Genomic DNA, 9,472 nt, shown 5'->3' with positions numbered 1-9,472 from the left:
CAGGTTGTGTTGAGTTCTTTTAGAAATTGTTTGCCCACGGGTGTGAGCTTATAATATTTTCTGGGAGGCCCGGAGGTGGATTCCTCCCACCGGTAGCTGAGCAGGCCGGCATTCTTTAGCCTTGTCAGGAGCGGGTAGAGGGTACCCTCTACCACGATCAGCCTGGACTGTTTGAGGCGCTCGATGATGTCTGAAGCGTAGGCATCATCCTCCGAGACCAGGGACAGGATACAGAATTCCAGTATCCCCTTTCTCATTTGCGCTTTGGTGTTCTCGATGTTGATCATGGGACAAATATACAAACAATAAGGTACTATGCAATACATAGTACCTTAAAAAAATGTTAAATGTGATATGTCAGTATATAAGGACCGTAAGGTTTTGCCCTTCGTATCACCATTCATTTAAATATCAGACCATCTGTTATCGGATTTTTACCATGTATGGGTTTGAGGTTTCTTTCCGCATTTTACCTCACTTCATTTGCGGAATTAAACAACTCAAAAACCAATCCTCATGAAAAGTCCAATTCACTTTGCTGCCGTTATAACCGGGTTATTCGTCAGCCTTTCTTTTTCCTCTTATTCACAGGTAACCACCTCGTCCAATAATTATCCCAGTACCTCTTATGTAGGATCCTCCAGCACCAGTACATTAAAAGATATCATATTTAAAGCAAATGGTTTGGAGCGCATGAGACTGCAAAGTTCCAATGGATTTGTTGGGATCGGTGTGAATAATCCTACGGAAATGCTTCATGTGAATGGCAACATCAGGGTACACAATGCAGCACTCTATCTCAGGGGAGGTACGGATGTTTACCATGGCATTGCATTTAAGTATGATTTTGGAACCAAGTATATAGACGGGCCGGTGGTTTTTGGCTATGCCGGAGGTGCGCTTGCCACAATGTTTAACGGGACGGAAAAAGTCGTTTTGAAGTGGGAGAATAATGGTAAGGTGATGATAGGAAACGTAGGAAATCCGGGTGATTACCGGCTGTACGTTGAAAAAGGCATTCTGACGGAGAAAGTGAAAGTAGCCGTATCCACAACATCTGATTGGGCGGATTATGTCTTTGCTGCCGACTACAAAATGAAGTCCATTGAAGAATTGGATGCATACGTAAAAGAACATCAGCATCTGCCCAATGTGCCTTCCGCAAAAGATGTTGTGTCAGAAGGAATAGATCTGGCGAAAATGGATGCCACCTTGCTGTCAAAGATTGAGGAGCTGTCGTTATATATTATCCAGCTGAAAAAGGAAAACACCGAGCTCGCAAAGAGAATTGAGAAAATGGAGAATGAGTAATCCCACCTGTTTCATATCGCATATTAACACGCTGTTTTCTCATGAAAAAGATAAAATATATACTGGCCATCGTGGTGGCTTTAAGCACCCAGATTGCCTGGTCGCAAGGCGATTGGCAGTTTGTGGGGCCCCGGTCTGAGAACCAGGCCGCCGATAATAAATTTGAAACCTCTCAACTTAATAACATCACCATCGATCCTTACAATCAGCTGCACATGTTTGCGTCGGGGTGGTATGGTGGGTTGTGGGAAAGTATGGACAGAGGTACAACCTGGACCAATGTTGATATCCTTCCGATGAATACCAACGGCGTTTCGGCCGTTACTTTTGTCAGCAGTGCAGAGGTGATTGTCGGTGATCTGTTTCAGAACAGCCGGTACGGAGATAATTATGATGAGTACAGGCTATACTCCAAAGCCGTGTACAAATATAATTTTCAAACGAAGGTCTGGACCAGTCTGGGTGAATTGGAAAATACAGGAAATGTTCCGTTTTGTATTAAGAGTATTGCCGCTTTTCCGGTCAACCATCAGATCTTATTTGTGTGCACTTCCCGGGGGTTATTTCATTCCATGAACGGGGGGCAATCCTGGTCGGCCGTTCCCACTGCCCAGGACTGGGTTGAGAATATGTTGTTCATACCGAATGTTCCCTCCGGAGGTTATAATGCCTATATCGCCGGTTCAACTGGTTACGGAGTGCACGTTTATACGGATTTGTTTCCTACCGGCACACCGATGATCAAGGAGTGCACAAATGCCGGGGCATTGTCTCCGACCTTTACAAACCTGTCTTCAAACTTTAGCACACCATACTCATTGTCGGTCGCCAGGTTATGCATGGCGCCTATGGAGGCGTCCGGGGATGTTCAGTTTTTTACATTGACGTTGGGATCCAATGCCTCCAACTTTAGCTCAGGGACATCTTATATACATTCATTTAAAAAGAATATGACAACCGGTGTTTTGTCGGCATATGCCAACCTCACACCGAACAGCTATGTCGGACATGGTTCTCCCACCAGAATGGCTGTCGCCTATGATAACATCAACAAAGGCGTTTGGTTTGGAGGTGTTTATTTCAACTTCCTTCATGTACCATCATCAAAAATCACCGCGACCATATTCCATCGTTATCATACCAGGTGGGGATATTTACACGACGATTATCATGATATCGTCATTGATACATATAATGGCACTACGGAAATGTATCTGGCCAATGATGCCGGAATCGCGAAATCGGTGTTAGGCTCCCCCTTTATAAATGGAGTGCCTCCGAATGCTCCGGTGGCAGGTCAGCTTTATTTCGAACCTATGAATTATGGTATTGATGTAGCACTGGTGCGGGGATTTTCAGGTTCCGAGCATGACCCGGACATCTACGCGGTAGGCGGTCACGATATCGTAAACTCGGATATTTATGATGCTGCTACCGGTAAGAACAGATACACCCACGAAACATGGGAGAATGACGGAACACTGATTGATAAATATGATAAGGACAGGATGTTTCTGGATGCTACCGTATGGAATGCAATGTACCATGTGTCTCTTGATGGTGGCCAAACCATAGGGAGTGCGAAGAAGTTTTACAGACCTGCACCGGGCAATACTTTTGAACAGGGTGCCGTAGAAGGGGATGACGGTGGAGGTGGGTTCAGATACCGGCAGTTTTATCAGGACCCTTATCGTCCGGGACGAATCTTTCATGCCAAATCAAAGAAGGGAATTAGCCAGTTTGATCCGGTAAGCAACACGTTTATTCTTAAGATCGAACCCTGGCTTATGCAGCCTGGTCTGATCTGGGGACCATCCTGTTACACCGGTGCATGGGAAATCAAATCGGAAGGCCTGGTCAAGGGGATGTCCTTCTCTCCCGAAACTCCTAATAGTCTGCATATCCTCATCAACGGAGATCAGGGTGGAGATGGTTGTCCGGCAACACCCTCGGTCATCAAATACATCGGAAACAATCTGGATGATTGCTGGAACTTCCATAACTTGGACGCCTATACCGATGCCACCGGAACGCACCCGCAATGGGAGAACATTACGCCGGTATGGGCTAACCTGGGGATAACCTCAGTAGAAGACGTCAGGGGAATTGATTTTGTTGAAATAGCCACCAGCCCATGGAATAAAAATGTTGTTTACGTGATGCTGAATGTACCTCATCACCCCGAAATTTTTGTACTCAGGTATGACGGTGCTAATTGGACCAACTACAGCACAGGCCTGCCTCCGGATGAATTGGGATATTCCATGATCATGGATTATCAGACCAACGACGGATTATACCTGGCTACCAATAAGCATGTGTATTATAGAACAGCGCATTGGGCAGACCAGTGGACGCTCTTTTCAACCGGAATGCCAACGGTTCCGGCAGTTCAGTTGGAAGTGAATTACGCAACAAACTCACTCAGGGCAGGAACTTATGGCAGGGGTATATGGAAGTCTGGTTTAAAATGTCCGGATTTAAGTTCGATGGACTTTACCAGCAGCAATAACCCGATTGTACCGGGTTATATCCTGGCTATGAAGTTCACAGCAACCAATACGAGCATCGCACCAGGCAAGACAATCTTTCGTGCTGCCGAATCCATTATCCTGAATCCTAATTTTATTGCGGATGCATCGACCGGCGCCATGTTCCTGGGATACATACACGGTTGCAGTGGTCCCGGTAATTCCTATGAAGTAAAGCCCAATAACATGTTGGAGGTTATTCAGAATGTTGATGACGAGGAGGAAGAGGAGGAAGGTGTCCTGATCATGCCCAATCCCAGCAACGGTGTATTTACACTTTCATTCATGGAACAGGATGAAAAGAATGTTGTGATCTACGATATGAAAGGAAGTGCTGTTTTTAGTATGAACGAATGTGTGCAGAACACACTGGAGGTTGACATATCAGACAAACCGGCCGGACTTTATATCGTGAAGATTCAAATAGAAGACCGATTGGTCACAAAGAAGGTGATCGTGCGTTGAGGGTTGAAGCGAATGATCTTCTCAACAAATGTCAAATCAAAAGAAATGGAGGTCGTTGCTTGAAGACGGGAAGCTGGTGGAAAGCGCGTTTCCGACATCCTGGTAACTTAGGGATTAGGTAATGGATGCATGAAACTGAGTGATTGAAGAATGAAGCTTTGATGTCTGAAGGCATGCGTGAGTAGAAAACAGAGACCGGTACCTCCCCGGTCTCTGTTCTATTTTGTTTACAGCGAATTTCTACTCAGATACGATCACGTTGATTTCACTTTTCCGGGCTGACGCATCCATGTTCTGATTGTCCGGGTGATTACCGGTTGCTTTCAACCGCAAGTGACAAAATAAGTCGCTACTTTCGCTTTGGAAATGGACATGGAAGACCGCGCCATACGAACCACCTATTTCAGCATTGTCGGAAACATAGGTCTGGTACTTATCAAAGGACTTGCAGGGTTCTTCGGGAACTCTTATGCGCTCATCGCTGATGCTATCGAGTCAACCACCGATGTTTTCGCATCCCTGTTGGTTATGATGGGGCTCAAATATGCAAGAAAGCCGGCGGACGATAATCATCCGTACGGACATGGTAAGATAGAGCCGTTGATCACTTTTCTTGTCGTGGCCTTTTTGGTGGTCTCTGCCACAGTCATCGCCTATGAAAGCATCCTGAATATACAAAGTCCTGATACCCCGCCGGAGTCGTGGACGCTCATTGTGTTGGGTTGCATCATTCTTTGGAAGGAGATCTCTTTCCAGGTGGTTGTTAAAAGAAGCAGGGAAACCCACAGCAGTGCTCTGAGAGCCGATGCCTGGCATCACCGAAGCGATGCCATAACTTCCGTGATGGCATTCATCGGTATCACGGTGGCTGTTCTAATGGGAGATGGTTATGAAATGGCAGACGACTGGGCGGCTTTGCTCAGCGCGCTGTTTATCCTGTATAACAGTTATCGGATCTTCCGTCCCGCACTGGGGGAGGTGATGGATGAACATCGTTATGATGAACTGATCACAGAAATCAGGGAAAGGTCCATGGCTGTCAAGGGAATTCTGGATACGGAGAAATGCTTTGTGCGAAAGGCCGGAATGCGTTATTATGTGGACCTTCACGCTACAGTCGATGCCAATATAACCGTGAAAGAAGGGCATGATATTGCGCACAAACTTCAGGATCACTTGCGTAACGAGATCCCTAACCTCGGGCAGGTCCTGATCCACATCGAACCTGATACGCTTACGGATCAGCTCTGACGCTTACAGTTTATCGGTCACAATCTTGTACTTCGGATCTTCCAGTACATTCACATCAATCACTTCCTCCGCATTCTTAAGAAGTTTCCTGCAATCGGGACTGAGGTGTTTAAGATGCACACTCTTACCTACCTTGAGATAGCGTTCAGTGATCTTGTTCAACGCTTCAATGGCCGACATGTCTACCACACGGCTTTCGGCAAAGTCAATGATCACCTCCTCAGGATCATTTAATACATCAAATTTTTCATTAAATGCGGTAACCGATCCGAAGAACAGGGGCCCATAAATTTCATAGTGCTTGACGCCATTTTCATCCAGCGACTTCCTGGCGCGGATCCGCTTGGCATTGTCCCAGGCAAACACCAGCGCAGAGATAATCACCCCGATGATAACTGCCAAAGCCAGGTTGTGAAGAACCGCAGTAACTACTGTGACCATAACCATCACAAAAATATCAGACTTCGGGAAACGGGTAAATGTTCTCAGGCTGGCCCATTCAAAGGTTCCGATGGCCACCATGATCATGAGCCCGGTCAACGCTGCCATGGGAACTTTTTCAATTAATCCGGATCCGAACATCACAAACACCAGCAGCATGACAGATGCAACTATGCCGGACAGTCGTGCCCTGGCACCGTTTGAAACATTGATCAGGCTTTGTCCGATCATCGCACAACCACCCATCCCCGAAAGTAATCCAGACAAAATATTGGCGGCACCCTGGGCTACGGCTTCTTTGTTTCCGCTGCCCCTGGTCTCCGTGATCTCGTCAACTATGTTCAAGGTCAGCAGACTTTCAATCAGGCCTACACCTGCAACAATGGCTGCATAAGGAAGAATGAGTGTGAAGGTTTCCGGAGTAAATGGAATAGCCGGTATATGAAATGGAGGAAAACCACCTTGGATGGAGGCGATATCTCCTACCGTTCTGGTGTCTATTTCGAGGGAATATACCAGTCCGAAGATGACCAGGATAGCAGCTAGTGAGGCAGGAATGACCCTGGTAAGTTTGGGGAGTCCCCAAATGATAAAAATCGTAAGCAGGACGAGGTTCAATAAAGTATACAGGGGTTTTCCTGTTAACCATTCACCGTTGGCATCCTTGAACTGATCCAGTTGCGACATGAAGATGATGATGGCCAGGCCATTGACAAAACCGAAGATGACAGGGTGAGGCACCAGGCGAATCAGTTTGCCAAGCCGCAGAAAACCTGCGGACATTTGTATCACGCCCGCGAGGACTACCGTGGCAAAGATATACTCCACGCCATGACTCCTGGCAAGGGCAACCAATACGACAGCCACGGCACCCGTAGCTCCGCTGATCATTCCGGGGCGGCCTCCCAAAACGGAAGTCACAAATCCCATCACTACCGCAGCATACAAACCGGTAAGGGGTGACAGTCCGGCGATTAAAGCGAAGGCAACAGCTTCCGGCACCAGTGCCAGTGCAACGGTTAAACCGGATAGAATCTCGGTTTTGTAATCTAACTTTTGTGAATGGTTAAAAAGATTAAGATACTTCCTCATTCTTGTTTCATTCAAATGGCAAGACATCATCGGAATAAAATTCAGAGAAAGCCAACCAACAAACACATAAACAACGCCTACATTCGTAGTACACCACCGTTTACCGATGGCAGAAGGAATATGAATCCCCCTTATCGGCTGCAAAGGAAAGAATTTAACTGCTATTTTTACAATGATCCGGTGTTGAATTGAAATGCAATCTTCTTGGGTCATGCCCGCTTAAATCGTTTGATAGAATGAGATATCTGATTGGATACTGGAAATTAAACGTCATGCTACTGGGTATTCTGACGCCCGTGTTAGCGATTGCGCAGAATCCGCTTCCCTGGAAGAACTGTAAATAAAAGCCGATGGCGAATAATGTATCTAATTTCAAATAATTAATAACTAATGCGTTGACCACTTAAGAAAATGAACCGGTGGTATGTATGATTCGCCGTGACTACAGATTTGGCTTCCCTGTTTGTAAGGCGAGGCAGACCCGACGGTTCGGGGTTAGGCGAAGGTTGTACCTTCGTCTGCCTATCCTGTAGCTTTAAGCTACCTCCCTTATCTCAGCTGAAATGGCTACCAGCTGAGGAATCGGCTCAGTATATTATACCAAAGCAGAATGCTTTGAACATAATCGGACGAAGGTACAACCTTCGCCCAACGCCCTGGTATTAACATTCCGGCAAACCCAATATGATTTCAGAAGCTAAGTGGTCAACGCGTCAACAGCTAACGTCTGGCACGTTGTCTTCGCCCGATCACCAGAAAGTAAAAGATGGCGAGGGACATGAGTATGAAACCAAATGAGAAAATGTGAAGCGCCTCGTAACCATGATAGTCCAGAATAATGAGCTTTCTGCACAAGGCCAGAGCTGCAATGAGTACTACGTCCGTAGCGAGCCTTTTTATATCATGCGTTTTGACCACCCGTAGAATGGAGTTCATGAACTCAAGGGAGATCAACAGTGTCATGATCTTTCCAAATACCCCGGTGTAGTCTTCGAACTCTATTTTTTCAGGTGAAAAGAAATCAACCAGAATGAGGTTGTAGGCATTCACCACCACACGAAGCAGCGCCGTGATCACGATCACAACAATCAACGTAGAAAGGATGATGGAGATAATCGTTTCTGTCCGTTGGAAGCTTGAGATGATCCGCTGAAGTATCGGCGAATGCTTTGGATCGTGCGGGTTGTGCGGGGTGGAAGGGTTGGTCATACAATGGATTTAGAACATCATGCGGTATTGGAAGACCGGGAAGAACCCCAGCTGGTATTCGTAAAATGCCTGGTTGGTGCTGCTGTCATAATTCAGCAACAGAATATTTTTGCTGTTGAGGATATTCTGTACATCAAAAGCCCATTCGTGTGTTACCTTTTTGGCATTGATGCGAAAGCTGAGGTTCAGGTCCGTTCTGAAGTAATCCGGAAATCGTTCCGTATAAGCTTTTGAATCATCGAATACCGCACCCCCGGCATTCAGGGATGCCTGAAGATCCAACGGGGTGTATGGTTTTCCTCCGGACCGTGTTACGCGTGCATCCACCGAAAGGACTTTGTGTTTGCCGAGGTTAAATTCTTTTCCCACCAACAAGTTGATCACGTACCGCCCATCGTAGGCAGAAGACCGTTTGATGTCGTCAGCTGCGACATATTCCGACCGGAAAAGAGACAACGTTCCCAGATAATAAAAGCCTTTGTTGAAGAAACGCTCCAGGGTAATCTCCAGTCCGTAGTTGGTGCCTTTCCCATTGTTTGCCAGGCTGTCGACATCGGGTAGTCCATTGAATTCCGATCCCAGGTTGAGGACGGAGAATGAACCGGAACCATCATTTCGCACCGGAATGTTGTACAACTTTTGAAGGTAGATTTCGGTACGCAGTCGCAGCTTCCGGCTAAACGCAAAATTATGCCCAACGACCCATTGATGACTTTTACTGAAGCCGAGGTTTTTATTGGTGAGCACGGTTTTCCCCGGTCCGACGGGCGTTTCGTAAAAATAGATGTCGTACATCTGTAATTGACTGTGCATGCCGTATCCTGCACTCAGGGTATGTTTCTCATTCATCTGCCACCGGAAACCTATCCGGGGTTCAATGCTGGAATTGTTGTTGAGAGTCAGGTGTTGCCAGTGCAGGCCGGGTGTGATTACCATCACATCGGTGATCCTGTACTTCCATTGTACATACGTTTGTGAGAGATAGGTCCTGCCCTGGAAACTTCTCAATGGCCGGTAGCTTCCGCTGTCGAGGGTCACCTCATCAAAATCAAGACCGGGTTGACTACCGATCCAGCCGATACGTACCTGGTGTCGCTGACTGAATTTTTTGCTCAGGTAATAATGGATGGATGATTTCCATTGGGCGGAACGGTCTTCATAAACCATTGTTG

7 protein-coding genes are annotated in these 9,472 nt (G+C 46.6%); 3 read left to right on the top strand and 4 right to left on the bottom strand.

Annotation, left to right across the window (positions count from 1 at the left end; all coding sequences use genetic code 11):
- A partial coding sequence (locus tag KDD36_13450; protein ID MCB0397654.1) for a PadR family transcriptional regulator occupies positions 1-284 on the bottom strand: 284 nt, incomplete at its 3' end.
- Positions 285-516: 232 nt separating this feature from the next.
- On the opposite strand from KDD36_13450, the gene KDD36_13445 reads away from it, so the two are divergent.
- The 3 genes from KDD36_13445 (at position 517) to KDD36_13435 (ending at position 5,558) form a co-directional block, all read left to right on the top strand.
- Entirely contained in the window at positions 517-1,311 is a 795-nt protein-coding gene (locus KDD36_13445; protein ID MCB0397653.1) for a hypothetical protein, read from the top strand.
- 41 nt (positions 1,312-1,352) lie between these two features.
- Positions 1,353-4,307, top strand: a complete 2,955-nt coding sequence (locus KDD36_13440) for a T9SS type A sorting domain-containing protein (protein MCB0397652.1) — start codon at positions 1,353-1,355, stop codon at positions 4,305-4,307.
- 366 nt (positions 4,308-4,673) lie between these two features.
- Positions 4,674-5,558: a cation transporter gene (locus KDD36_13435; GenBank protein ID MCB0397651.1), complete on the top strand. Its 885-nt coding sequence runs from the start codon at positions 4,674-4,676 to the stop codon at positions 5,556-5,558.
- Between the two features lie 3 nt (positions 5,559-5,561).
- Here the strand turns inward: KDD36_13435 and KDD36_13430 are convergent, their stop codons facing one another.
- The 3 genes from KDD36_13430 to KDD36_13420 all read right to left on the bottom strand — a co-directional run.
- The gene (locus tag KDD36_13430; protein MCB0397650.1) at positions 5,562-7,091 is read right to left on the bottom strand and encodes a SulP family inorganic anion transporter; all 1,530 of its coding nucleotides are present in this window, start codon (positions 7,089-7,091) and stop codon (positions 5,562-5,564) included.
- Positions 7,092-7,811: 720 nt separating this feature from the next.
- On the bottom strand, positions 7,812-8,300 hold the full coding sequence (locus KDD36_13425; protein ID MCB0397649.1) for a phosphate-starvation-inducible PsiE family protein: 489 nt from the start codon (positions 8,298-8,300) through the stop codon (positions 7,812-7,814).
- A gap of 9 nt (positions 8,301-8,309) precedes the next feature.
- Positions 8,310-9,472: TonB-dependent receptor (locus tag KDD36_13420; GenBank protein MCB0397648.1), on the bottom strand; the 1,163-nt coding region annotated here is incomplete at its 5' end.

The sequence above is a fragment of the Flavobacteriales bacterium genome (genome assembly GCA_020435415.1).
Taxonomy (GTDB): domain Bacteria; phylum Bacteroidota; class Bacteroidia; order JACJYZ01; family JACJYZ01; genus JACJYZ01.
This window is presented reverse-complemented; position numbering and strand designations above follow the sequence as displayed.

What these genes read in the sequence shown, in the direction of transcription:
- KDD36_13445 (MCB0397653.1), top strand. Translation starts at nt 517, where the DNA reads ATGAAAAGTCCAATTCACTTTGCTGCCGTTATAACCGGGTTATTCGTC.
- KDD36_13440 (MCB0397652.1), top strand. Translation starts at nt 1,353, where the DNA reads ATGAAAAAGATAAAATATATACTGGCCATCGTGGTGGCTTTAAGCACC.
- KDD36_13435 (MCB0397651.1), top strand. Translation starts at nt 4,674, where the DNA reads ATGGACATGGAAGACCGCGCCATACGAACCACCTATTTCAGCATTGTC.
- KDD36_13430 (MCB0397650.1), bottom strand. Translation starts at nt 7,091, where the DNA reads ATGAGGAAGTATCTTAATCTTTTTAACCATTCACAAAAGTTAGATTAC.
- KDD36_13425 (MCB0397649.1), bottom strand. Translation starts at nt 8,300, where the DNA reads ATGACCAACCCTTCCACCCCGCACAACCCGCACGATCCAAAGCATTCG.